The 23,764-nt window shown below is 43.0% G+C and carries 22 protein-coding genes; 6 read left to right on the forward strand and 16 right to left on the reverse strand.

Annotated elements, in window-relative coordinates; translation table 11 throughout:
• Positions 1-29 precede the first annotated feature (29 nt).
• From CLIN57ABFB40_RS00420 to CLIN57ABFB40_RS00460, 9 genes are all read right to left on the reverse strand, one after another.
• Positions 30-1,376 (reverse strand): TolC family protein, encoded by a 1,347-nt coding sequence (locus CLIN57ABFB40_RS00420; protein ID WP_175628422.1) that lies wholly within the window; start codon positions 1,374-1,376, stop codon positions 30-32.
• A complete protein-coding gene (locus CLIN57ABFB40_RS00425) occupies positions 1,373-4,405 on the reverse strand; it encodes an efflux RND transporter permease subunit (RefSeq protein WP_175628423.1) in 3,033 nt (1,010 codons plus the stop codon). Before CLIN57ABFB40_RS00425 ends, CLIN57ABFB40_RS00420 begins: the two co-directional genes overlap by 4 nt.
• A 12-nt stretch (positions 4,406-4,417) precedes the next feature.
• Entirely contained in the window at positions 4,418-5,503 is a 1,086-nt protein-coding gene (locus tag CLIN57ABFB40_RS00430) for an efflux RND transporter periplasmic adaptor subunit (protein ID WP_120469746.1), read from the reverse strand.
• A gap of 332 nt (positions 5,504-5,835) precedes the next feature.
• Positions 5,836-6,768, reverse strand: coding sequence for a ribosome small subunit-dependent GTPase A (rsgA, locus tag CLIN57ABFB40_RS00435; RefSeq protein ID WP_175628424.1), 933 nt, complete (start codon positions 6,766-6,768; stop codon positions 5,836-5,838).
• Between the two features lie 18 nt (positions 6,769-6,786).
• Positions 6,787-7,347 (reverse strand): ribosome recycling factor, encoded by a 561-nt coding sequence (gene frr / locus CLIN57ABFB40_RS00440; protein WP_024986921.1) that lies wholly within the window; start codon positions 7,345-7,347, stop codon positions 6,787-6,789.
• Positions 7,348-7,398: 51 nt separating this feature from the next.
• Positions 7,399-8,310 carry an EamA family transporter gene (locus CLIN57ABFB40_RS00445; protein WP_175628425.1) on the reverse strand — a complete coding sequence of 304 codons (912 nt, stop codon included), beginning with the start codon at positions 8,308-8,310 and terminating at the stop codon, positions 7,399-7,401.
• A gap of 339 nt (positions 8,311-8,649) precedes the next feature.
• Positions 8,650-10,041: an IS4 family transposase gene (locus tag CLIN57ABFB40_RS00450; RefSeq protein WP_262886940.1), complete on the reverse strand. Its 1,392-nt coding sequence runs from the start codon at positions 10,039-10,041 to the stop codon at positions 8,650-8,652.
• 155 nt (positions 10,042-10,196) lie between these two features.
• Positions 10,197-10,907 (reverse strand): UMP kinase, encoded by a 711-nt coding sequence (gene pyrH / locus CLIN57ABFB40_RS00455; protein ID WP_175628426.1) that lies wholly within the window; start codon positions 10,905-10,907, stop codon positions 10,197-10,199.
• 54 nt (positions 10,908-10,961) lie between these two features.
• Positions 10,962-12,290, reverse strand: a complete 1,329-nt coding sequence (locus CLIN57ABFB40_RS00460) for an MATE family efflux transporter (protein ID WP_175628427.1) — start codon at positions 12,288-12,290, stop codon at positions 10,962-10,964.
• A 111-nt stretch (positions 12,291-12,401) separates the two neighbouring features.
• On the opposite strand from CLIN57ABFB40_RS00460, the gene CLIN57ABFB40_RS00465 reads away from it, so the two are divergent.
• Complete coding sequence (locus CLIN57ABFB40_RS00465) at positions 12,402-13,085, forward strand: tetratricopeptide repeat protein (RefSeq protein ID WP_175628428.1); 684 nt, start codon at positions 12,402-12,404, stop codon at positions 13,083-13,085.
• Between the two features lie 34 nt (positions 13,086-13,119).
• Here CLIN57ABFB40_RS00465 and CLIN57ABFB40_RS00470 read toward each other — a convergent pair whose 3' ends face one another.
• From CLIN57ABFB40_RS00470 to CLIN57ABFB40_RS00485, 4 genes are all read right to left on the reverse strand, one after another.
• Positions 13,120-14,865, reverse strand: a complete 1,746-nt coding sequence (locus CLIN57ABFB40_RS00470; RefSeq protein ID WP_175628429.1) for a S41 family peptidase — start codon at positions 14,863-14,865, stop codon at positions 13,120-13,122.
• A 69-nt stretch (positions 14,866-14,934) separates the two neighbouring features.
• A complete protein-coding gene (locus CLIN57ABFB40_RS00475) occupies positions 14,935-15,693 on the reverse strand; it encodes a biotin--[acetyl-CoA-carboxylase] ligase (protein ID WP_024986918.1) in 759 nt (252 codons plus the stop codon).
• Positions 15,677-16,033, reverse strand: a complete 357-nt coding sequence (locus tag CLIN57ABFB40_RS00480) for an MmcQ/YjbR family DNA-binding protein (RefSeq protein ID WP_175628430.1) — start codon at positions 16,031-16,033, stop codon at positions 15,677-15,679. Before CLIN57ABFB40_RS00480 ends, CLIN57ABFB40_RS00475 begins: the two co-directional genes overlap by 17 nt.
• 55 nt (positions 16,034-16,088) lie before the next feature.
• Entirely contained in the window at positions 16,089-16,454 is a 366-nt protein-coding gene (locus tag CLIN57ABFB40_RS00485; protein ID WP_024986916.1) for a YraN family protein, read from the reverse strand.
• Positions 16,455-16,521: 67 nt separating this feature from the next.
• Between CLIN57ABFB40_RS00485 and CLIN57ABFB40_RS00490 the strand changes: the two genes are divergently transcribed.
• Complete coding sequence (locus tag CLIN57ABFB40_RS00490; protein WP_004299215.1) at positions 16,522-16,755, forward strand: hypothetical protein; 234 nt, start codon at positions 16,522-16,524, stop codon at positions 16,753-16,755.
• Positions 16,756-16,785: 30 nt separating this feature from the next.
• The gene (locus tag CLIN57ABFB40_RS00495; protein ID WP_118219189.1) at positions 16,786-17,220 is read left to right on the forward strand and encodes a nucleoside deaminase; all 435 of its coding nucleotides are present in this window, start codon (positions 16,786-16,788) and stop codon (positions 17,218-17,220) included.
• A gap of 4 nt (positions 17,221-17,224) precedes the next feature.
• On the opposite strand, the gene CLIN57ABFB40_RS00500 is transcribed toward CLIN57ABFB40_RS00495, so the two are convergent.
• The 3 genes from CLIN57ABFB40_RS00500 to CLIN57ABFB40_RS00510 all read right to left on the reverse strand — a co-directional run bounded on the left by CLIN57ABFB40_RS00500 (position 17,225) and on the right by CLIN57ABFB40_RS00510 (position 18,999).
• Positions 17,225-17,527 carry a DUF4834 family protein gene (locus CLIN57ABFB40_RS00500; RefSeq protein WP_024986915.1) on the reverse strand — a complete coding sequence of 101 codons (303 nt, stop codon included), beginning with the start codon at positions 17,525-17,527 and terminating at the stop codon, positions 17,225-17,227.
• Positions 17,528-17,594: 67 nt separating this feature from the next.
• Positions 17,595-18,302: a CDP-diacylglycerol--serine O-phosphatidyltransferase gene (gene pssA / locus CLIN57ABFB40_RS00505; protein WP_024986914.1), complete on the reverse strand. Its 708-nt coding sequence runs from the start codon at positions 18,300-18,302 to the stop codon at positions 17,595-17,597.
• A 10-nt stretch (positions 18,303-18,312) separates the two neighbouring features.
• Positions 18,313-18,999, reverse strand: coding sequence for a phosphatidylserine decarboxylase family protein (locus CLIN57ABFB40_RS00510; RefSeq protein WP_024986913.1), 687 nt, complete (start codon positions 18,997-18,999; stop codon positions 18,313-18,315).
• A gap of 161 nt (positions 19,000-19,160) precedes the next feature.
• On the opposite strand from CLIN57ABFB40_RS00510, the gene dnaE reads away from it, so the two are divergent.
• From dnaE to CLIN57ABFB40_RS00525, 3 genes are all read left to right on the forward strand, one after another.
• Complete coding sequence (dnaE, locus tag CLIN57ABFB40_RS00515) at positions 19,161-22,967, forward strand: DNA polymerase III subunit alpha (RefSeq protein ID WP_175628431.1); 3,807 nt, start codon at positions 19,161-19,163, stop codon at positions 22,965-22,967.
• A 65-nt stretch (positions 22,968-23,032) separates the two neighbouring features.
• Complete coding sequence (trxA, locus tag CLIN57ABFB40_RS00520; protein WP_175628432.1) at positions 23,033-23,347, forward strand: thioredoxin; 315 nt, start codon at positions 23,033-23,035, stop codon at positions 23,345-23,347.
• Positions 23,348-23,389: 42 nt separating this feature from the next.
• A complete protein-coding gene (locus CLIN57ABFB40_RS00525) occupies positions 23,390-23,725 on the forward strand; it encodes a hypothetical protein (protein ID WP_175628433.1) in 336 nt (111 codons plus the stop codon).
• Positions 23,726-23,764 lie beyond the last annotated feature (39 nt).

Here is a 23,764-nt window from a genome sequence, read left to right on the forward strand (position 1 = left end):
ACTTATGTTCTTTTGTTCTTATGTCTTTTCTATTCTTCCAGATACTTTGTAATCTTTCCACTAATCTGCAACAACGAAATCTCGCAAAGTTTCGTATTATACTCTGCAGAGAGGATACGTTCTTCCGCATCCAATAAACTCTTTTGTGCTTCGCGTACTTCGAAGCCGGAAAGGTCTCCCTGGATGTAACGATCCATGGCGATGTCGTGGTTGTCCTTAGCAGTGATAAGGTTCTGCCGTTCCAGGTTCAATAGCTGGAGATTGTTGCGGTAGGCTTGCCACAGGTTGCTGAGGTCGGAACGGAGTGCCAGTTCAAGGTTCTGCCGTTCCAGGCGGCGGTTCTTGAATGCAAGTGTTGCGTTGCGCTTTTCTCGGCGTCGGTTTCCATCGAATATATTAAATCCGATAGTTACTCCGGCATTGAAACCCAGGTTACCTCTTCTACTTGTAGCGTTGATGTCATATTTGTTAAAGGTATATCCGTATCCGGTATTTAATCTAAGGTACGGATAATTGCGTGAGTTTATTTTTTTGTAATCCAGTTGTGCTAACGTGGTGTTTTGGTCAGCTTTTAACAAAGACGCATTTGTCGCTAACGTAGAACTCCATAAATCTTCGAACTTCAAGTCACTGTGCACGTCAATTGTGGAATCTTTGATTATTATAATCTGATTAACATTATTGTTAGCCATCAATTCATTCAATTGGATACGTGAAGAGTGCAGCAATTCCTGTTGTTTCATGTATTGGGCACTGTCCGCATTGAAATCCACTTTCGCCTGTTGATAATCCAAACCGGAGAACTTACCGACAAGGTGGCTCGCTTCCGCTATACGCAAACGTTCTTTAGAGAGTGACATTGCATAATGAAAGTTTTTCAGACGAATCTTTTGCTGGATAAAATTATAGTATTCTGAGGTCAGGTCAGCGATGAAATCCTCGATGGCTATACGGGTGTTTGTTTCGCCTTGCCGCTCCAACTCTTTCAACTGCTTGTAAGTCGTGCTGATATTGAATCCGTCGAAAATAGTCCAATTAAGGTTGAGGCCGACATTGACTGTCTGGTCGTATACCCCATTGTTTTTTGTTATTTCTCCGGTAGCGCGGGCCTTGCTTTCGATATTATCCAGATTTCCGGTATATCCGGCAGAAAAGTCCAGCGTCGGCAGATAGCCTGCGTTCCCCAACGTTGCGTTGTTTTTGCTGATTTGCTCTTCATTATGGACGATACGCAGAGAGTAATTGTTTTGTAACCCTTCTTCCAGACACTCTTTTAAGGTGAGCACCTGTTGCGCCTTTGCAGTAGAAACTGATAAGAATACACATGAAGTAACTATATATATGATGTGTCTCATACAACTATCTTTCTGTTTCATTCTTTTAGTTTTTTGATTCGGTTCGTCGAAATATAACTGTAAATAGCCGGTACGATATACATGGTGAGCAAAGTAGAAACTACCATGCCACCTACTACTGCCGTACCCATGGCAATACGCTGATTAGCACCTTCACCGGTGGCAAAAGCCAATGGGATAAGTCCCAAAACCGTAGAAGCACTTGTCATCAGAATCGGGCGCAGACGTTGCAAGGCGGAATCCTTGATGGCGCTCATCTTGTCCTCTCCGGCTTCCTGTTTCTGATTGGCGAATTCCACAATCAGGATACCATTCTTGGCTACCAGCCCGATAAGCATAATAATACCAATCTGACTGAAAATGTTCATTGTAATACCTCCAAAATACATAAACACTAATGCTCCGGCAATAGCCAGCGGCACTGTCAGCATGATAATCAACGGGTCTTTGAAACTCTCGAACTGGGCTGCCAGAATCAAGTATATCAGAAGAATAGCCAGGATAAAGGCAAACATCAAACTGGAAGAACTTTCGCGATACTCCTTGGAGTCGCCCGACAGGGCAGTGCGGAAAGTGTCATCCAATGTTTCCTTGGCTATCTTATCCATTTCGTCCAACCCTTGTCCGATTGTTTTTCCATCCGCCAGTCCCGCAGAGATAGTGGCGGATACAAAACGATTATAGCGGTATAGTTTAGGCGGAGCAATACCACTTTCCAGTTCAATCAAGTTGTCCAATTGAATCATGTCTCCTTTGTTGCTGCGGACATAAATCGCTTTCAAATCGGCCGGTTTATTTCTCTGCTGGCGGTTGATTTCGCCAAGGATTTCGTACTGTTTTCCGTTCATATAGAAATATCCCATGCGCTGGCCGCTCAATCCGTATTGCAACGTTTGGGCGATGTTCTTTGTACTTACCCCCATGATGCTCGCCTTGTCGCGGTTAATCTGGATGCGGGCTTCCGGTTTGCTGAACTTCAAGTCAACGTCCGCCATCTGGAAGACCGGGTTTTCGTACACTTTCGCCATGAATTTAGGCAATACCTCTTCCAGCTTTTCCAGATTGGTAGCCTGAAGTACATACTGGACAGGCATACTTCCACGACGTCCGCCGAAGGAAGATTGCTGTTGCACGAACGAACGCGCCATCGTTTTATTCCGTACCGCTTTCGATATTTTCTCGGCAACTTCCATCTGTGTGTAGTCGCGGTCCTTCATGTCCTTCAGCGTGATACGCACGTTTCCGCTACCACTGGATACACGGGCAGTCACCGCTTCCGCATCCGGAAGGATGGAGTCGACAAGTTGGTTGATATCTTCGGTATAATCGCGTATGTATTCATACGTGACGCCTTCTGCGCCTCTCGTATTGATGCTGATTTGCGAACGGTCTTCCAAAGGTGCCATTTCCGAAGGAACTGCATTCCACAAGATACCAATCAGGCAAATGGTGATGAATGTGAATGGAAGCGCAATCCATCGTTTATTCAGAAAAGCGGCAAGTGAACGGCTGTATAGCCGGTTCATTCCTTCAAAGAACGGTTCTGTCTTTGTGTAGAACCAGCCTTGTTTTTCCCGTTTGATAAGCAACTTGGTTGCCAGCATCGGCGTGAAAGTCAATGCGGCAAATGAAGAGATGATGACCGAACCGGAGATTACGATACTGAATTCCCGGAACAGACGTCCCGTCATACCATCCATAAAGACGATAGGGAAGAATACCGCTACCAGCGTAATGGTGGTGGAAATAACAGCAAAGAAGATTTCTTTGGCTCCTTCTATACCCGCTTCTTTCGGGGTCATTCCTTTCTCAATACGGATATAGATATTCTCCGTCATAACGATGGCATCGTCTACTACCAGTCCCACGGACAATACGATGGCAAGCATGGAAAGTACATTGATGGAGAAACCTGCCAGATACATGACGAAGAACGCACCGATAAGGGATACGGGAATCACGATACATGGCACGAGTGTGACACGCCAGTCGCGCAAGAAAAGGAAAATGATGATGATAACGAGTACGAAAGCTTCATACACAGTAGACTTCACTTCGTTGATGGATGCGCGGATAAACTTGGTATTATCAAAACCATAGTTGTAGTGCACGTCTTCCGGCAAGTCTTTCTTCATTTGTTCCATACGCTGATATACGGCGTCCGCAATCTCAATGTGGTTGGCACCCGGCTGTGGAATAACTACGACACCTACCATCGGCACACCGTTCATCTTCATATAACTTTTGATGTCGGCAGGTCCCAATTCTGCACGTCCGATGTCGCTGAAACGCACGATGCGGTTATTCTCTTCCTTGATAATCAAATCATTGAACTCGTCTGCTGTGTGCATCAATCCTAAGGTGCGGATTGTCAGCTCGGTGGTATTTCCTTCGATACTACCGGACGGAAGTTCTACGTTCTCACTGTCCACTGCATTTTTCACGTCGATGGGGCTGATACCGTATCCGGCCATTTTTGCAGGGTCGAGCCAGAGGCGCATGGAGTAGCGTTTCTCTCCCCAAATGGATACGCTACTTACATCGGAAATGGTTTGCAACTGTTCTTTTACTGTCAAATCAGCGATTTCACTCAATTCCAACAAGGTACGTTTGTCGCTTTGAAGGGCCACCATCAGGATAGGCATAGCGTCCGCATCGGCTTTGGATACGGTAGGCGGGTCACAATCGCGCGGCAGATAGCGTTGGGCACGTGAAACTTTGTCGCGCACGTCATTTGCTGCCGTTTCCAGGTCGACGGACAATTCAAACTCTACTGTAATACGGCTCTGTCCTTGTTGGCTGACACTGGACAAAGAACGGATACCCGGAATACCATTGATGTTCTGCTCCAACGGTTCGGTAATCTGGTTCTCGATAACGTCGGCATTGGCTCCCGGATAGGAGCAACTGACGGAAATAATCGGATTATCCACTGACGGATATTCACGGACACCCAGGTAGTTGTATCCGAAAAATCCGAAGAGTAGGATAATGATTGTCAGTACGGTGGCTAATACCGGTCGGCGTATGCTTAATTCGGATATATTCATAGGGCGCTGGTATTAATCAATGTTGTCGAGTTTCACGGCAAGTCCGGTGCGGAGCTGCAATGTTCCTGAGGTGATGATAGTATCTCCCATGTGCAATCCCCTTATCACCTGCACTTCGGATGCGGTGCGGATGCCGGTAGTGACTTCCACCGGTTCGGCCTTTCCGGATTTATACAGGTAGACTTTGTCTTTACCCATTTCCGGCACAATTGCTTCCGTAGGGATAGCGATGGCATTGGCTATTTCGTCTTTTTTTATCAATACGCTTGCATAGCGGCCGGGGAGTAGGATATGGTTGACATTCGGATAGAGTGCACGGGCGGTAAACTGGTGCAGGTTGGGGTCGATGGTCGATTCCACAGCATACACTTGCGCGCCGAACGCATCCAAATTGCCTTCAACATTGAAGTTTAAGTTAGTCCCTTTTTTAATCTGCTTGGCATAACGCTCCGGTACGGAAAATTCAACTTTGAGGGGAGCGATTTTTGTCAGTTTGGCTACGACCGTAGTAGGAGAGGCGTAGGTACCGATACTGACTTGGCGAAGCCCGATAATTCCGTCAAACGGAGCACGAAGCTCGGTCAACTCGATATTAGCTTTGATTATTTCTATGTCGGCATTCAAGGTAGCCAAATCTGTTTTCACTTGCTCGTAGGCTTCTTTACTGACAGCATCGCGTTTCAGTAACGCGTCTTGGCGGAATACGCGGTCTTCTGCCAATTTCAATTGTGAAACAAGACGTTGTAATTGTGCCTGCAACTGCCGGTCGTTTACTTTGGCAAGCAACTGACCTTTCTTTACCGATGTTCCTTCCTCAAAATTAATTTCAACAATCTTGCCGGAAGTCTCGAAAGACAAATCCACTTCTTCGTCAGGCAGAAGTACCCCTGTAGTCGTAAATTCATCTGTCAGGGATTGTGGCTTTATGACTTTGGCGTTCACATTTAAAATCTGCTTTCCCTTTTTGGATTTGCCGCCCATCACTTTGTCGGCAGCGGCCAGTTCGTTGTTCTTTTTGGGTAATTGTGAGTAGATTCCACCACCGATAATACCGGCACCGACAAGAATAATGATGCCCCATTTAGTTTTCTTATTCATGGTTTAGTATAGTATATAGCATGTTACATTACGTCTTTAACGTCAGTTCGATAGATGTTTGTACTTTTCGATTCTCCTCCTTCAGGAAGGAGGAGTCCCCGTAGGGGGAGGTGGTAGGTGAATTTGTAGATCTATATATTGCTGAATAACAGGTTACTATATTTACCTACCACCCCGTCCTTCGGACACCCCTCCTTTCCGAAGGAGGGGAAGCCATGCGGGCGAACTTATATCGAATTCACGTTCTTTAGAAGATTAGACATCTTCTAATCGGAAAGGTTTAATAAAGATTGTAGTAAAAAAACGTTAATCTCCCGAAGGCGGGAAGAGAGTTAGTAAGCAGCCCGGTATTTGCCTTCCTCTTTATCTTCCAGCATATTCAGATAAGAGGTGTAACGTGATTCGCTTATCAGGTGTTCTTCTACCGCTTTGCGCACAGCGCATCCCGGTTCGTGGCGATGGGTACAGTTATTGTATTTGCAGTCGGTGGAAATCTTGAATATTTCGGGGAAATAATGTCCGATTTCTTCCTCTTCCATATCGAATGTGCCGAAGCCTTTGATGCCTGGAGTATCGATGATATACCCGTCTCCGTCTACAGGAAACATTTCGGAGAAAGTAGTGGTATGCATTCCCTTGTTATGATAAGAGGATATTTCGCCGGTTTTAGCTTCTATTCCCGGTAGTAGGGCGTTGATAAGCGTCGATTTGCCTACTCCCGAATGACCGGAGAATAAAGTGATATTACCTTCCAAAGCCTTTTTAATCTCATTTATCCCGTCGCCATTCTTGGCGGAAACCTTGAAACAGGGATATCCGATATGTGTGTACAAATTGATGAGTGCGTCCAAATAGCGTAGTTCGTCTTCATCGTAAGCGTCTATTTTGTTGAATATCAGTTTGACAGGAACCCGGTAGGCTTCTGCCGATGCAAGAAAACGGTCGATGAAGATAGTGGAAGTTTCGGGATAGTTGACGGTTATCACCAACATGCACTGGTCGAGATTGGCGGCAAGAATGTGGGATTGTTTAGAAAGATTGGAAGAACGACGGATAATGTAGTTCTTCCTATCTTCTATTTCGTTGATGAAAGCAGTGCCTTCCTGATTGAGTATAATCTGAACACGGTCGCCCACCGCTACCGGATTGGTGCTACGGATACCTTTGAGTCGGAAATTACCTTTGATTTTACATTCGATAAGTTGCCCGTCATCGGTCTTTACCTGATACCAGCTACCTGTGTTTTTGATTACTAATCCCTTCATGAATGGAGAGTTCTCAACTTATACTGTCATTATTTCTTTGTCTTTTTCAGCCAGCATATCATCAATTTGTTTGATATACTTATCATGGATTTTTTGCAGTTTAGCTTCCGCATTCTTCTGCTCGTCTTCTGCCAATCCGTCTTTTACGGCTTTTTTCAATGCGTCGTTACCGTCACGGCGGGCGTTACGCACGCTTACTTTAGCCGTTTCGCCTTCGCTTTTACACTGTTTTGCCAGTTGTTTACGACGTTCTTCCGTCAAAGGCGGGATACCGATACGGATTATTTCACCGTTATTTTCGGGCATGATGCCGAGGTCGGAGTCGATAATTGCTTTTTCGATGACACGGAACATGCTTTTATCCCAGGGTTTGATGGCGATGCTGCGTGCATCGGGTGTGGTCACGGCTGCTACATTGCTGATAGGAACCATGCTTCCGTAAGAGTCTACACGGATACCGTCCAACAGTCGGGTACTCGCTTTTCCGGCGCGGATATGTGCCAGTGCTTCTTCCAGATACATGATCGCCATATCCATTTTTTCTTGTGCATTGTCAAGGCAAGTCTTTACGTCTACCATATTTTTCGATAATTAAAGTTGCTATTCGATTGATTAATTAGCAAAAGTATATTATTTTTTGTTCATCTGCAACAGCATACTCATCTTTTTTATGAGCGACTTGCCAATGATAATCAAGGTAACGGCGGTGATAATCATTAAAATACCTACCATTAACCGGGGCGTGAGTTTTTCGTGAAACAAAAGAACTCCGAAAAACAAAGCCGTCACAGGTTCCAAAGCGCCTAAGATGGCTGTCGGCGTAGAGCCTATATAATGGATAGCCAGTGCTGTGCATACCAATGATACGGCAGTAGGCAGAATAGCCAGTGCCAGTACATCTGCCCAAAGCCATGCGGATGGTATGGCTTGCAGTTCCGTGCAGAAGTTCAGGCGGACAATATAAACCGAAAGCCCGAACAGAATAGCATAAAATGTGAGTTTTGTTGTCGGCAGGTTTTTCAGTGTCGAACGGTTCACACCTACTATATATATAGCATAGGAGAGTGAAGACAACAGGACAAAGATGATTCCCACGGTTGATAACGGCTTACCGCCATCTCCCTGATATAGCAATGCGATGCCCGAAAGTGCCAGCAGGATGGAAAATATGGTAATCGCTGAAATCTTTTCTTTGAAAAACGCTCCCATGATAACAGCTACCATCACCGGATAGACGAATAGAATCGTGGATGCGATTCCTGCGTCCATGTAGTTATAGCTCATAAAAAGGAGTAAGGAAGAAAATGAGAACAACAATCCCATAATAACCAACGGCGGAATATCCGCTTTCTGAAGGGAGAAAGATTGATGTTGCATCTTCATTAGTATCCCTAATACAATGACAGCAAAAAAGTAACGGTAGAATAATACCGTATCGACACTCATGCCTGCTGCATAGAGCGGGAGCGCAAAAAGAGGATTCATACCATAACTTGCGGCGGCAATCGCTCCATAGATAAAGCCTTTGGTTTTGCTGTTCATCGTTTTAAGTTTTTAAAATGGCGTGCAAAAGTACGCAGTTCGCACATGATAAACAAGCGTTTCACCCCGTTGATAGTATAATTTAATCTTTCGTATGCTGAAAACTAATCTTCTGCCTGCATAGAACTAATATCGTTTATGCATAAATATATTCGTCTGACTATAGTTAGATGAAAGTTCAACTGTAGTCAGACGAATAAAATCATGCAGTTCGAGGATTAAAGGAGTGCAGGTGGAAGGATAGTCTTTAGGAATGTAGGGGGTAATTAACGTAAGTTCGATATGACTTCGTCCGCATGGTTTCCCCTCCTTCGGGAAGCTACCCTTTATACACAAGTCTTAGCTGATTAACTCATACAATTCAAACTGTGTATAAAATCTATCCAGTCCATTCTTAAAGGTTATATATCCTGGAATGGACTGGCTCTTGTATGCACTCCATGCTCCTAACCTTGCAATAATCCATGCCGCCCATGCCATTGATTCTTTTTTATATGGATTTTGCTGTATTTTTGTATTTCCCTCACTCTTTTTTCCTACTATATGTAATAATTCTATTTCTTTGCTTGTAAAGTAGATTTCTGAAGAGAGGTTTTCATCTTCTTTATCAAAAGAAAGTTTGAGTACCATCACCTGCAGGGCTGCCTGCAAGGAAATTAAGATTAGTTTTTGTAATGCCGAAACTGTTTCCAACTGTGCGTCCTCAATCATGAATCCCTTTCTTTTGAGTACTCTGAACAACTCTTCAATCAGCCATCTACAACGATACCAACCGATACATTCAATTGCTTGTTCTACAGTCTCCACCACATGTGTAGTTAGCAGTCTCCATTCAATAGGACTCTCATTTATCGGTGTACTGGAAGATTTTTCTTTAACATGTATGCAATAAAGACTAACAGGGGGACTGCCCTTTGCCGGACCGTTAACAGGAGCGCACAAAGTGACTCTTTCAAAGCGAAGTTCCATACACGCTATCCGTTTCTTACGTCCGCTTCCCGGGAGCACTTCAAAGCTATACTCTGCCCGTAGAACAGCCTGATCCATTAATGTATTCAGATGGACAGAACAGTCTGGATTATCCAACCGGCAATTCCTTTCATGAACAGAACGGATCAGCAAGTGAACATTATCAGCAGGGATACGGCTGAAAAGCTCGAAAATGTCCGCTTCACGGTCACCGATAATCGTTTTAACTGCATCCCGGGGCATTTGCTCACTGGCAGCCATGCCACTTTCTATCCAACGATATGACTCTTTTTCTTCTATAGGCTGATATCTGTAATTACGTTCTTCACGACTTAAAGCATCCGGTGAGCGATTCCACTGCTTGACCGAAGAAAAGCCTATAGGAATATGGCTGGAGGCATCCACTACCAAGACTGGATGCAAAAAAGTACCACATTGCTTTTGACCGACAATGCCGGGACTGACTGTTTTTTTCTTCATTCGCTCAACATGAGCCTCATAGTTTATCTCCGAGGTATCTTGAATACACAGTAAATGCTTACGACCGGAAGCATTCTTACAGCAAGTTTGTATCAGACCTGATAAGATAGCATCAGAACTGACTGAGGAATTGTTCAAAAATCTATAAGCACCCATCTTTTCTTTATGTTCCTTACTAAATTGATTCACTATAGCACTTTGATGGACAACCATCTGAGAGCAAATTAAGTTTAAACGTCGCAAAAGCCGAGGATCACGAATTTGATCTGTCTCTAATAACATCAAGCAAAGATAAAAAAATAATATATACTTGTGTATAAAGGGTAGCTTCCTGAAGGAGGAGAATCGGAATAGTGCAAGTAATTATATACAAAACAAGGCAGAGAATCCCGTTCCGGGGATTCTCTGCCTTGTTAAAGATGTATTGAAGGAGTTAATCAGTTGTGTACAACTGTACCTATTTCTTCTCCGTCGATTACTTTTTTAAGGTTACCTACCGTATCCATGTCAAATACGACGATAGGCAGGTTGTTTTCTTTGCACATACAAGTCGCTGTCAAGTCCATTACTTTCAATCCGCGTTTCAGTACTTCATCGTATGTAATGTCGTCGAACTTGGTTGCCGTAGGGTCCTTTTCAGGGTCGGCAGTATAAATGCCATCTACACGAGTACCTTTCAGCATTACATCTGCTTCGATTTCAATTCCTCTTAATGAAGAACCTGTGTCAGTAGTAAAGAAAGGATTTCCCGTTCCTGCGGACATGATGACAACCTCACCGTTTTCCATACATTCGATAGCTTTCCACTTGCTATAGAATTCACCGATAGGCTCCATGCGGACTGCTGTCAATACACGGGCTTTCACTCCGGCAGCTACCAGTGCCGAACTCAATGCCAGGCTATTGATAACAGTTGCCAACATCCCCATCTGGTCGCCTTTTACACGGTCGAAACCTTTATTGGCTCCACTTAATCCACGGAAGATATTTCCACCACCGATAACGATGCCTATCTGCACGCCTTGTCTGTGGATTTCTTTGATTTGCTCTGCATATTCTGCCAGCCTTTTTTCGTCAATGCCGTATTGCTTTTCGCCCATCAGGCTCTCTCCGCTTAGTTTCAGCAAGATTCTTTTATACTTAGCCATATCTTTTGCTTTTTATTGTTTGCCGCAAATATAGAGATAATTTGTCATATAGCCTTATTGAGATACGATTACTTTTTTCATGATTTGTCTTCCCTGGAAGGTTTGTACAATTCCTCTCAATGAAAGATAAACAAGAAAAGCCAGCCATAAAGCATGATTTCCCAAAAGAGAATGAAATGCGTAATATATTCCGAAAAAGCTGGCAGAAGCGATTAACATCGAGTAAAGCATCTGGCGGGTGGCAGTAGCACCAATAAAGACTCCATCCCACAGGAAGGCGGAGAAGCCTGCTAATGGAATGGCGAGTGCCCAATAAAAATAGGAGTCCGATGCATTGATTACGGAATCATTATTAGTCAGTAATCCCAAAAACTCCTTCCCACCGGCAGAATATAGGATAGTGAATACCAGTGAAAGCCCGAATCCCCAATAGAAAAGGTGATGGACCGTACTGCGCAGACCTGTTTGATTTTTGGCACCGATATAACGTCCCGCCAATGCTTCACCGGCATAGGCAAAGCCGTCCATGATATAGGAAAAGAGCGTAAATAATTGCATGAGCAATGTGTTCACAGCCAATACGATTTCTCCTTGTGCGGCTCCGGCTGAAGTAAAGAACATGGTGACCATGACAAGGCAAAGCGTGCGGAAGAATATATCCCGGTTGACCTGGAAGAAGCGGTACATGGCTTGTTTCTGCCAGATGTCTTTCCATGCGATTCGTTTACGGAGCTTGCCGTAATAACGTATGTATAACAGTATTGCCATAATGAAACCTGCATATTGTGCGATAAGGGTTCCTGTGGCTACTCCTGCCACTTTCATGTCCAGCAGATAGACAAGACATAGACTGGCTGCGATATTGACGATATTTTGGGTGATGGCGATATACATCGGGAAACGTGAGTTCTGCATGCCGATAAACCAGCCTGCGAATCCATACAGTCCCAATATGGCAGGTGCTCCCCAAATACAGATATAGAAATAGGTGGTTGCCAGTTGTTCAACTTCCGGAGTAGTCTGTATAAAAGTGAATGCCAGTTTCAAGATAGGATACTGGAGTACCAACAGGCAGACTGCTATGAATAAGCCGACGCCGACCGAGCGAAGCAATAGCCGGGTGATTTCATTAAGGTCATGCTGCCCGTAAGCTTGTGAAGTCATGCCACTCGTCCCCATGCGCAGGAATCCGAAAATCCAATAGATAATATTGAATAACATTCCCCCTACGGCAATGGCTCCGATATACGCCGGAGAATCGAGATGACCTACTATGGTGACATCAATAAGTCCCAGTAGAGGAACGGTTATATTGGATATAATCGATGGTATGGCAATCTGTAATATTCGTCTGTTTTCAGAGGTTTGTTTTTTATCTATCATTTTATAGAAACACTTTTATCAAATCGATTGTTCTTTTTGTGCGCAAAGGTACATTTTTTATTTTTTTATTGTATCTTTGTGTGTCACGAACTAAATAGCAAATATTGGATTATGAGAGCCTTAACTATCTTCTTTTTATCATTGTTTTCGTTGCCGCTGATGCTCAATGCGCAGTCGGTGGATGAGATGTTGCAGAAAGTGTCTGCCGCTATCGAAGCCGGGCAGCACGGACAGGCTGTGAGCTATTTCCGACAAACGATCAGTCTGAATATTGACCGCACGGAAATGTATTATTGGACGAGTGTGGATAAAAACAGTGAAATTAGCGTGAAGCTGGCAAATGAATTGGCGATTGCCTATAGAAAGAGGCGGAATTACGACAAGGCTTACCTGTTCTATAAAGAGTTACTTCAAAAGGCTCCCAATAATGTAGATTATCTTGAACCCTGTGCCGAAATGCAAGTTTATCGAGGACAAGAAAAGGATGCTCTGCGCCTGTATGAGAATATATTGCAATTGGACGCAGACAACTTGGCTGCCAATATCTTTTTAGGGAATTACTATTATTTGATGGCTGAGCGGGAAAAGAAGCAGTTGGAGACTGACTATAAGAAAATATCATCGCCAACGAAAATGCAATATGCCCGGTATCGGGATGGATTGTCAAAAGTCTTTGCTACGGGATACGAAAAGGCACGGAGCTCTTTGCAGAAGGTTGTTTTAAGGTTTCCGTCGACTGAGGCTCAAAAGACGTTGGATAAGATATTGAGAATAGAGAAAGAGTTGAATCGATAGGCGATTCAACTCTTTCTCTAATTATATAAGTTTGTTATTTTATCATTCCTATATGTTTAACTTCCGGTTTTTTCAGTGGTTTACCGACTACCTTATTGATAGAACGTGTGGTAGACTTAATAAGATTTGTTCCTGTGATAAGACTTTCCGCTATAGCGTATAGTGGGTCCTCGCTAGTACCGAAATCACCATAACCTTCAAACATATTATTCCCGTTCGGGGCATCCTCATCTATTATATATTCCGGTTGGAATCCGTTTGCATAGTCACCATTTCCTTTGGCATTATATGATTGGAAAGTTATAGGGTATAGCTCGTACTTAGCTGCCGCTGTGTTAATTGTAATTCCTTCCATTCCAACATTTTTACCATGTGTGGTCATTCCGATTAGTTTAACGTCAATGCCAATCCCTTTTAATGAGTTGATAACTAATTCACTAGATGAGGCTGTATTATTGCTAACGAGACAGTAAACGGTTGGTAAATTCAACGCACCGGCAGCAAGCGATGTATTGTTTAGATTTGCATATTTGCTATAGGCGAATTGTTCAGTAGGGCGTTGATTCCCAAGTACTTCCATGCGACTGCTATTGTAGCGATAAGAAGCGAAAGTTTTTCCGGCGCAAGCTTCCCCTGCAATACAACTAGCCATTAAATTGGCGGATATAACGTGTCCTCCTCCGTTATAACGGAGGTCTAAAATTAAATCGGTAATCGATTGATTATGGAAATTTTTAAAGGTATCAAAAAGTTCCTGGTCAAATCCTGCTTCAAAAGCGGAATATGCTAAGTAGCCGATTTTATGTAAGCCTATCTGTTTAACTTGAGAGAGAATTACCGGATTTGGATAAATCGGACCGGAATTAATATTATAAGTTTTTCCTTCGTAGTCTTTTACTTCCAATGATATTGACGAAGTGGGAATACGTAAATTGTAATAATAGTCAAACCAATTGTTTTCTGTCAATCTCTGACCATTGATTTGGGTAATCTTAGTTCCACGTTTTATTCCTGCTTGATGGGCGGAAGAACCGGGATGCACACCTTGAACGGCAAGAAATATATATGTTGAATTTGAAGTGCCACGATACGCTACAGGTAGCATATCAATAAAACCAAAATTGTATTGTAAGACTTTCTTTTCTATAGTGTTGCTACTGCGAGTTGGCTGTAAATCGGGGTCTAATTTTTGGATGAAAGAGAACAAGGCATAATATGATTGACCGGAATTATTAATATATACTTTTTTATCTAAAGTATTAGTAGTCATACTCATTAAGGTATTTTCTAGGAACTTATCATAGGATAGAGTGAAGTCCGGAGTTAATTTCTTATAATCGTCATTCCATAAATACATCTTTTTCAAGTATTCGTCTACTGCATAGTTGACTTCGTTATCTTCGTGTTCAGTGTTGCTGCTTAACTTTAAATTAATATAGGTTTCGACAGAATAGCCATTTACCTTGATTGTGACAGTACCTTGCTGCTGAGAAGATTTGTTCGCAGTAATTTCCAATGTGTTTTCGCCTGAGTTGCCGGAATTTGCACTCAGTGTCAGAAATGTTGTAGAATTACTATTTGCCGTCCAACTGGAACGTGCATTAAAAGTAAACTTTAGTGTCTGTCCCTCAGAAATGGAATAAGTCTTGTCGGTGGACCAACTTTTTTCCTTTAACCCATTACCCTCTAATATAGTATCTTTGTCATCACTACAAGAAGCAATAATGCCTAATAAGATAATTAATATATTAAACGGCGCGATAAAAAGTCTTTTTTTCATAAGCGTAAATTCTTGCATTACTATATACAAACTTTCAAAGATAATGTTTTTAATCAGGCAGTCAATTATTTATTTCAATAAATATTCCACTTCCTTAAACATATATCCTCTTTTTGTCTGGCTCTCATCTTCCAAAATCAATCTTCCTTCGGGTTCTACACACACAATCCGTGCAAGGAACTCTCCGTCAGCATCTTTGTACCGATGCATCCCTTCCTTTCTGAAAAGCGATTTTTCATAGTGGGCAACAATTGATGAAGTATCATTCTTTTTAAGTTGATTATAATAAGACTGTATTCGCAGCATAATATTCTTCAATACCTCAAAAATATCATATTGCTTTCCTGTGATTTGGTACAATGAGACAGGATTGGGAGCCGGGCTGTGAAACTCTTCCTGGTTGATATTGATTCCGATTCCCGCAATACTTTGGCTGATATTCCGTCCCATCAAGTCGTTTTCTATCAATATGCCGCATATTTTCTTCTCTTTCCAGTAAATATCGTTCGGCCATTTGATAGAAACATCATTAGTATAAGTATCCAGTTCTTCTTTGATAGCTAAAGATATAATCTGAGAAATAAGAAACTGGCGGCGTGCTTCCAGAAACTCGGGAAGAAGCACAAAGCTGAAAAGGAGATTTTTGTACGGCTCCGATTCCCACGAATTTCCACGCTGTCCCCGTCCGGAAGTTTGGAAGTCGGCGACTACAGTCGTAAACTCTTCTATCTTTTCTTGGGCACACAGAGTTTGCAGATAGTTGTTGGTAGAGTTCGTTTCGCTGATATGAACCAATGGAACCGGAAATAATTCAGGGGAGAGCATCATATTCTGCACGTAGCTTTTTTGTAAACTTCTTGATTACTTCATCATAAGAGTGGTCTATCAGCTCTTTCATGAGTTTGTCATCTACATCACTGTCAAAGCGGACGCTATTCCAGTACTTCTTGTTGAAATGGTAAGCTCCTTCAATTCCGGAATAATGTTCGCGCAGTTCAATCGCCTTTTCCGGATCGCATTTTAATGAGATGTGATTTGCTCCTTCCAGGTCAATAAGGGCAAACATCTTGTTCATTACTTTTATAACAAGTGATACCTCATCAAAAGGAAAAGATTCGGTAGTTCCTTTCTTGTTTAAGCAATATTCTCTGACAGTTTCTACGTTCATAATAATTCAAATTTATAATAAATCAGTGTACACTTTGCACTTTTGGGTGTGAACTTTAGAATAAAGGCGGATAAAATGCCTCTTTCATATGCTCAATCTTAAAATCTCCATCGTTACCCACTACGGTAATAATATCGAAACGTACAGGGATGTCAATTTGAAATAGTTTCATATACGTATCCGCAGCGCGTACAGTACGTCTTATCTTGGGTAAATCAACGGCATCTTCCGGCTCTGCAAACTGAGTGTTGCTGCGTGTTTTCACTTCTGCTACAATCAATTCAAGGTCCTTTACAGCCACAATATCTAATTCCAAACGGCCTTTTCTCCAATTTCGGTCGCGGATGATATAGCCTTGCTGTTCCAGATAGGCTACTGCGGCATTTTCTCCGGCTTTACCCAATTCATTATGTTTCGCCATCTTTTTTTGCAAATTTACTGCTTTTATTCTTTGAATTTACAGAAGTAAAAGTAATTTTGCAGAAGATATGAGAAAAAGAAGTAAGAAGTGCCTGAAAATGCACGTCGAATGTACTAAAAGAGAACGACGGATGAGCATTTTGTTGAGCGATGAAGAGCAACTGATTGTAGATCGTTATCTTGAAAAGTACAAGATAACGAATAAGTCACGTTGGCTTCGCGAAACCATTCTCATGTTTATCCATAAGAATATGGAAGAAGATTATCCGACCCTTTTCGGTGAGCACGATATGAGACGATAGGGGATAGTTTATGATTAAAAATTAAAGAGAGTGCTGGACGATACTTATTTCATGAAACAGGCTTTGATAGAGGCACGTAAAGCTGCCGAGCGGGGAGAAGTGCCCGTAGGGGCTGTTGTGGTTTGTAAAGAGCGGATTATTGCGCGTGCCCACAATCTCACGGAAACATTGAATGATGTGACAGCCCATGCCGAAATGCAGGCGATTACTGCTGCAGCCAATGTTCTTGGTGGTAAATATCTCAATGAATGTACCCTGTATGTCACAGTTGAACCCTGTGTGATGTGTGCCGGAGCTATCGCCTGGGCACAAACGGGCAGACTCGTGTTTGGCGCCGAAGATGAGAAACGTGGCTATCAGAAATATGCCGGTTCGGCTCTGCATCCTAAAACAGTCGTTGTTAAAGGCTTGATGGCTGATGAGTGTGCTAAGCTTATGAAAGAGTTTTTTGCTGCGAAACGTTGATCATTTATTCCTTAATTTCCTCAAAGTCTACATACTCACCATCATCCTGCGTGAATATTTTCTTGTGTCTTCTTCCCGATACATTCTCTGAATATATTTCTTCTTCATTATCTGTTGGATTCTGGGGGCTCTGACCGTATTCCTGTTGTCCTGTAGCAGTACGTCCGGATTCGGCTTGTTTCGGACGAGATGATGACGACGAACGGCGACCGATCCCGAATATGGCTCTTAGCAAAAATCCGATAATCGAAAGACCAAATACGACAATGGCAATAATAAAGATAAGTATAAATAAAAGTATATGCATCGGGCTATGATTTTTACGTTGTAACTTTGATAAAACTCATAGTACAACAAACGTGCCAAGAGATTGTTTATTTACTTTTTCTTGTAAAAAGTGAAAGTAAAATATACCATACAATAATGGCCGCAAAGCTACTGATTCCCAGAAAAACAAGGAAAGGAATACAAATAATCAAGAAAATAAAACTGACTTTATTGTCAGCCCATGACAGATTTTTGAATTTCAGGGAAAACATAGGTATTTCTGATACCAGCAACCATGAAAACAGACAGACAAGTATAAAAAGATAGACAGGATGGCAGTTTTCGGAAACCAGCAAGTCATGTGCCCCTGCTACCAAAGAGCCCCAAAATAAAGCATTTGCGGGAACAGGAAGACCGACAAAAGAGCTTGTCTGCCGGGTATCATTATTGAACTTAGCCAAACGCAAAGCGGAGAATACGGAAATCAAAAATGCCGCATAAGGCAGATATGGAGCAATAAATTCCATACTTGCGGGATAGTACATCTCTTTAAACAAAGAGAATACAATCAGTGAAGGCGCCACACCGAAACTGACATCATCTGCCAACGAATCCAAGTCTTTTCCGATGATGGAATGTGCATTGAGCGTACGGGCCAACAGTCCGTCAAAGAAATCGAAAATGGCACTTAAGATAATGAAAAGCAATGCCAGCTCGTATTTTGCTTCAAAAGCCATGACGCAAGCAATACAACCGGAGAAAAGGTTCAGGCAGGTTACGGTATTCGGAATACTGTTTTTAATAACGTTTGTCATTGTGACAGAATTATTTGAGTTTTGCGATAACCGTTTGGTTACCGGTTGTTAATTGCCCCATGCTGACACATACTTCTGTGCCGATAGGCAAATATACATCCACGCGGGAGCCGAATTTGATGAATCCCATGTGTTCGTCGATATAACATTCTTCGCCTACTTCCGCGTAGGTTACGATACGGCGTGCTACAGCACCGGCAATTTGGCGTGTGAGTATTTCCACTCCTTCGGGAGTTTCAATCACTACCGTAGAACGTTCGTTTTCTGTGCTGGCTTTCGGAAGCCAGGCTTTCATAAAGTTGCCATTGTGGTGAGCCACCTTTTTGACGGTACCGTCCACCGGATACCAGTTGGCGTGAACATTCACAATGCTCATAAAGATAGAAATCATCAATCGGCGGTCGTGGAAATATTCGTTCTCATCGACTTCTTCGATAACAACGATTTTACCATCGGCAGGTGCCACGACTATTTTCTCGGTGTCCTGCCCGAAAAGACGGATCGGACAACGGAAGAAGTTCACCATTAGCAGATAGATTGCGATACTCGCTACTGCTACCACATAAAATGGAATTTTGCAATCGATTCCCCAATAAAGAGCTGCATTCATCAGTAGCAATAGCAAAAAGCTAGCCCATAATATATGTGTTCCTTCGCGGTGAATACGTATTTTCTTCAATTTTTTTAGTCGGCCCATGAGTGCTGTTTAATGATATTGTCTGCAAAAATATACTTAATTTAAAAAATCAGCAAGTAAATGAGCATAGAAATGTGAATGTTGATAACTTTTTGAGGATTATTTTTGTTTATAACTCAAGAGGTCGTACTTTTATGCCTTCAAATTAACTACTTATCATTATGCAGGATTTCGTTCATTTACATGTCCATACCCAGTATTCTCTCTTGGATGGTCAGGCAAGCGTGGCTCGTCTGGTAGATAAGGCGATGAAGAATGGAATGAAGGGTATTGCCGTGACCGATCATGGAAATATGTTCGGTATCAAGGAATTTACGAACTACGTCAATAAGAAGAATAGCGGTCCGAAAGGTGAAGTCAAGGACTTGAAAAAGCGGATAGCGGGAATTGAAGCCGGTACCATAGAGTGTGAGGACAAAGAAGCGGAGATTGCCGCTTGCAAAGCCAAGATAGTGGAAGCGGAAAACAAACTTTTCAAACCCATCATCGGTTGTGAAATGTATGTGGCGCGCCGCACAATGGATTTGAAAGAAGGAAAGCCAGACCAAAGCGGTTATCACTTGATTGTATTGGCTAAGAACGAAAAAGGCTATCATAACCTTATTAAATTAGTATCGCACGCGTGGACGCGCGGATATTATATGCGTCCGCGTACAGACCGCAGCGAACTCGAAAAGTATCATGAAGGACTGATTGTCTGCTCCGCCTGCCTCGGTGGTGAGATACCGAAACGGATTACTGCCGGACAATTTGCGGAAGCTGAAGAAGCTATACAATGGTATAAGAATTTGTTCGGTGATGATTTTTATCTTGAGATGCAGCGCCATAAGGCAACTGTTCCCCGTGCCAATCACGAATGTTACCCATTGCAGGTAAATGTGAACAAATACCTGATGGAATACGCTCAGAAGTTCAACATCAAGCTGGTTTGTACGAACGACGTCCACTTCGTGGATGAAGAAAATGCCGAAGCACATGACCGCCTGATTTGTTTGAGTACCGGTAAGGACCTGGATGATCCGAGCCGTATGCTTTACACCAAACAGGAATGGATGAAAACACGGGAGGAGATGAATGAGCTCTTTGCCGATGTGCCGGAAGCCTTGAGCAATACGTTGGAAATCCTCGACAAAGTAGAATATTACTCTATCGACCATGCGCCTATCATGCCTACTTTCGCTATTCCCGAAGATTTCGGGACGGAAGAGGGATATAGGGCTAAATATACGGAAAAAGACCTTTACGATGAGTTCACCCAAGATGAGCATGGTAATGTGGTGTTGAGTGAAGAAGAAGGGAAGGCAAAAATCAAACGTCTGGGTGGCTACGATAAACTTTATCGTATCAAACTCGAAGGAGACTATCTTGCCAAGCTGGCTTTTGACGGAGCGAAGCGGATATATGGCGAACCGTTGACCGAAGAAGTAAAGGAACGTATGAATTTCGAATTGTACATCATGAAGACGATGGGGTTCCCCGGATACTTCTTGATTGTGCAGGACTTTATCAATGCTGCCCGTAAAGAGTTGGGGGTATCCGTAGGGCCGGGGCGTGGTTCCGCTGCCGGTTCGGCAGTGGCATACTGCCTGGGCATTACGAAAATCGACCCTATCCAGTATGACTTGCTGTTCGAACGTTTCCTGAATCCTGACCGTATTTCATTGCCCGATATTGATGTGGACTTCGATGATGACGGTCGTGGTGAAGTGCTCCGGTGGGTGACTAATAAATACGGGCAAGAAAAAGTGGCTCATATCATCACTTATGGTACGATGGCTACGAAATTGGCGATTAAGGACGTTGCCCGTGTGCAAAAACTTCCTCTCTCCGAATCTGACCGTCTGGCAAAATTAGTGCCGGACAAGATTCCCGACAAGAAGTTGAACTTGCGAAACGCCATCGAATATGTTCCCGAATTGCAGGCAGCCGAAGTATCGCCAGACCCATTGGTGAGAGATACGCTCAAATATGCCAAGATGCTTGAGGGTAACGTGCGCGGTACAGGTGTGCATGCATGTGGTACGATTATCTGCCGTGATGATATTACCGATTGGGTGCCGGTCAGCACCGCCGACGATAAGGAAACGGGTGAAAAGATGCTCGTCACCCAGTATGAAGGATCGGTCATTGAGGATACCGGACTGATTAAAATGGACTTTCTGGGACTGAAAACTTTGTCCATTATCAAGGAAGCTGTCGAAAATATCCGTCTGAGCCGTAGCATCGAAGTAGATGTGGATATGATAGATATCAACGACCCTGCTACCTATAAGTTATACAGTGATGGTCGTACGATTGGTACATTCCAGTTTGAATCTGCCGGTATGCAGAAGTACTTGCGCGAATTGCAGCCTTCCACATTCGAAGATTTGATTGCCATGAATGCCCTCTATCGTCCGGGACCGATGGATTATATTCCTGACTTCATTGACCGTAAACATGGTCGTAAGCCGATTGAATATGATATTCCAATAATGGAGAAATACCTGAAAGATACGTATGGTATTACAGTCTATCAGGAACAGGTGATGCTTTTGTCACGTCTGTTGGCGGACTTTACTCGTGGCGAATCTGATGCTCTTCGTAAAGCAATGGGTAAGAAGCTGCGTGACAAGCTGGATCACATGAAACCTAAATTTATCGAAGGCGGACGAAAAAACGGACATGACCCGAAAGTCCTCGAAAAGATTTGGACGGACTGGGAAAAGTTTGCGTCCTATGCGTTCAATAAATCGCATGCTACCTGCTATTCATGGGTTGCTTATCAAACGGCTTATCTGAAAGCGAACTATCCTGCCGAATATATGGCGGCTGTTATGAGCCGAAGTTTGTCGAATATTACTGATATCACGAAACTGATGGACGAATGTAAGGCAATGGGTATCCAGACACTTGGACCGGATGTGAATGAGAGTAATCTGAAATTTACTGTAAACCATGACGGTAATATCCGTTTCGGACTTGGTGCGGTGAAGGGGGTAGGCGAAGCCGCTGTGCAAAGCATTATGGAAGAGCGTGAAAAGAATGGGCCTTTTGCCGGAATTTTCGACTTTGTGCAACGTGTCAACTTGAATGCCTGCAACAAGAAGAACATGGAATGTCTCGCATTGGCCGGTGGCTTTGACAGTTTTCCGGAACTGAAACGTGAGCAATATTTCGCAGTCAACTCCAAAGGGGAGGTATTCCTGGAAACTCTGATGCGTTATGGAAACCGTTACCAGGCAGATAAGATGGCTGCTGTCAACTCCTTGTTCGGTGGTGAGAACGTGATTGATGTGGCAACTCCTGAAATTCCCCAGGGAGTGGAGCGTTGGAGTGATCTTGACCGTCTGAACCGGGAGCGCGACCTAGTCGGTATCTATCTTTCCGCTCATCCGTTGGATGAATTCTCTATTGTATTGGAACATGTCTGCAATACTCGTATGGCAGATTTGGAAGATAAAGCAGCATTAGCCGGTCGTGAAATAACAATGGGCGGCATTGTGACCAGTGTTCGTCGTGGAATCAGTAAGAATGGAAATCCTTATGGCATCGCCAAGATAGAAGACTATTCCGGTTCTACCGAAATCCCATTCTGGGGAAATGACTGGGTGACTTATCAGGGATATCTCAACGAGGGTACTTTTTTATATATCAAAGCCCGTTGCCAGGCAAAACAATGGCGGCAGGATGAACTGGAAGTGAAGATAACCTCTATGGAACTTCTACCGGACGTAAAAGAAGAATTGGTACAGAAGATAACAATCGTTATTCCATTGTCAGTCTTGAACTCTGCGTTAGTCACAGAACTGGCGACGTTGACGAAAGACCATCCGGGCAATACGGAGCTTTATTTCAAAGTGACGGATGATGCTGATATAAACCATATGTCGGTTGATTTGATTTCCCGTCCGATCAAGCTTTCGGTAGGGCGTGAGTTAATTACCTATTTAAAAGACCGTCCCGAACTGGGATTTCATATAAATTGATTATCTTTGTGGCGGAAATAATCAACGAACTAATTTTTAATAATTAATACTTAATACTTAAAGAAATGGCTTTTGAAATTACAGACAACAACTATAAAGAGGTGCTTGCAGAAGGCAAACCGGTTGTTGTGGATTTTTGGGCTCCTTGGTGTGGCCCTTGTAAAATGGTGGCTCCTATTATCGAAGAACTGGCAGCAGAGTTTGAAGGACAAGTAATCATCGGCAAATGCGATGTAGACGAAAATGGTGATGTGGCTGCCGAATATGGTATCCGTAACATCCCTACCGTACTGTTTTTCAAGAATGGTGAGATTGTAGATAAGCAGGTAGGTGCTGTAGGCAAACCTGTATTTGTAGAAAAAGTGAAGAAACTGCTCTAAGCGGTAATATTTGAAACTTATCACTTAATACTTAAAATTATCATGGGACTGGAAGAAGACTTTTTTATGGCGGATGCTGACGACGAAAAGACCGTCGAGTTTATTAAAAATTATCTGCCTCAGGAACTGAAGGAGAAATTCGTGGACGACGAGTTGTATTACTTCATCGACTTGATCGACGAATATTATGCCGAAAGTGGTGTTCTCGATGCTAATCCCGATGAAGACGGTTACGTTGTCATTGATCTGGAAGCGATTGTGGATTACATAGTGAAAGAAGCTAAGAGTGACGGACAAGGAGAATACGATCCTGAAGAGATTCTTTTTGTGGTTCAGGGAGAAATGGAATATGGAAACTCTCTGGGACAAGTGGACTAAACGACGTCCAGTCTCATTGTAGATGATAAAAATGAAGAA

It is taken from the genome of Bacteroides acidifaciens (assembly GCF_903181435.1).
Lineage (GTDB): Bacteria > Bacteroidota > Bacteroidia > Bacteroidales > Bacteroidaceae > Bacteroides.

Coding starts and splice junctions, on each gene's coding strand:
- pssA (WP_024986914.1), bottom strand. CDS start 18,302: ATGACAAACGTTATTAAAAACAGTATTCCGAATACCGTAACCTGCCTG.
- CLIN57ABFB40_RS00450 (WP_262886940.1), bottom strand. CDS start 10,041: ATGTTATTAGAGACAGATCAAATTCGTGATCCTCGGCTTTTGCGACGT.
- dnaE (WP_175628431.1), top strand. CDS start 19,161: ATGCAGGATTTCGTTCATTTACATGTCCATACCCAGTATTCTCTCTTG.
- frr (WP_024986921.1), bottom strand. CDS start 7,347: ATGGTAGACGTAAAGACTTGCCTTGACAATGCACAAGAAAAAATGGAT.
- CLIN57ABFB40_RS00485 (WP_024986916.1), bottom strand. CDS start 16,454: ATGGCGAAACATAATGAATTGGGTAAAGCCGGAGAAAATGCCGCAGTA.
- CLIN57ABFB40_RS00470 (WP_175628429.1), bottom strand. CDS start 14,865: ATGAAAAAAAGACTTTTTATCGCGCCGTTTAATATATTAATTATCTTA.
- CLIN57ABFB40_RS00430 (WP_120469746.1), bottom strand. CDS start 5,503: ATGAATAAGAAAACTAAATGGGGCATCATTATTCTTGTCGGTGCCGGT.
- CLIN57ABFB40_RS00460 (WP_175628427.1), bottom strand. CDS start 12,290: ATGATAGATAAAAAACAAACCTCTGAAAACAGACGAATATTACAGATT.
- CLIN57ABFB40_RS00490 (WP_004299215.1), top strand. CDS start 16,522: ATGAGAAAAAGAAGTAAGAAGTGCCTGAAAATGCACGTCGAATGTACT.
- CLIN57ABFB40_RS00425 (WP_175628423.1), bottom strand. CDS start 4,405: ATGAATATATCCGAATTAAGCATACGCCGACCGGTATTAGCCACCGTA.
- CLIN57ABFB40_RS00480 (WP_175628430.1), bottom strand. CDS start 16,033: ATGAACGTAGAAACTGTCAGAGAATATTGCTTAAACAAGAAAGGAACT.
- CLIN57ABFB40_RS00500 (WP_024986915.1), bottom strand. CDS start 17,527: ATGCATATACTTTTATTTATACTTATCTTTATTATTGCCATTGTCGTA.
- CLIN57ABFB40_RS00465 (WP_175628428.1), top strand. CDS start 12,402: ATGAGAGCCTTAACTATCTTCTTTTTATCATTGTTTTCGTTGCCGCTG.
- trxA (WP_175628432.1), top strand. CDS start 23,033: ATGGCTTTTGAAATTACAGACAACAACTATAAAGAGGTGCTTGCAGAA.
- CLIN57ABFB40_RS00510 (WP_024986913.1), bottom strand. CDS start 18,999: ATGGGCCGACTAAAAAAATTGAAGAAAATACGTATTCACCGCGAAGGA.
- pyrH (WP_175628426.1), bottom strand. CDS start 10,907: ATGGCTAAGTATAAAAGAATCTTGCTGAAACTAAGCGGAGAGAGCCTG.
- CLIN57ABFB40_RS00475 (WP_024986918.1), bottom strand. CDS start 15,693: ATGATGCTCTCCCCTGAATTATTTCCGGTTCCATTGGTTCATATCAGC.
- CLIN57ABFB40_RS00420 (WP_175628422.1), bottom strand. CDS start 1,376: ATGAAACAGAAAGATAGTTGTATGAGACACATCATATATATAGTTACT.
- rsgA (WP_175628424.1), bottom strand. CDS start 6,768: ATGAAGGGATTAGTAATCAAAAACACAGGTAGCTGGTATCAGGTAAAG.
- CLIN57ABFB40_RS00525 (WP_175628433.1), top strand. CDS start 23,390: ATGGGACTGGAAGAAGACTTTTTTATGGCGGATGCTGACGACGAAAAG.
- CLIN57ABFB40_RS00445 (WP_175628425.1), bottom strand. CDS start 8,310: ATGAACAGCAAAACCAAAGGCTTTATCTATGGAGCGATTGCCGCCGCA.